We start from the raw sequence: 543 nt of genomic DNA, 5'->3' as shown, positions 1-543 counted from the left end.
TGAGTCTGGCGGATGCGTGTGTGCTGGTGTCGGCGCGGGCGCGGTTGATGGACGCGCTGCCGCCGGGCGGGGTGATGGTGGCCCTCGAGGCAGGCGAAGACGAAGTGCTGCCGCTCCTGGACGGTATGACTGATGTGGGTATCGCGGCGGTCAACGGACCGGCCTCCGTCGTGCTCTCCGGTGCGGAGGAGAGCGTCGAGGGGGTGGTGTCGGCGTCGGTGTTCGCGGGGCGGCGTCGGCGCCGGCTGGAAGTGAGTCACGCGTTCCACTCGCCGTTGATGGAGCCGGTGCTGGACCCGTTCCGGGAGGCGATCGCGGGACTCTCCTTCGGTGTTCCGCAGATCCCGGTGGTGTCGTCGGTGACGGGCGGGCCGGTCAGGGACGAGTGGTCCGATCCGGAGTACTGGGTCGGGCATGTGGCGCGCACCGTGAGGTTCGCCGATGCGGTGACCGCCGCCGGGGCGGGTGCGTGGGTGGAGCTGGGCGGTGACGCGGTGCTCTCGCCGCTGGTCGACAGGTGCGTGCCGGCGCTGCGCGCGGACC

Annotated in this window: 1 protein-coding gene; it reads left to right on the top strand. The window is 71.8% G+C overall.

The window, feature by feature from the left end:
• Positions 1 to 543: acyltransferase domain-containing protein (locus ACY1JF_RS31940; protein WP_462708762.1), on the top strand; the 543-nt coding region annotated here is incomplete at both ends.

It is taken from the genome of Streptomyces sp. SYSU D01066-1, from assembly GCF_054956795.1.
This window is presented reverse-complemented; position numbering and strand designations above follow the sequence as displayed.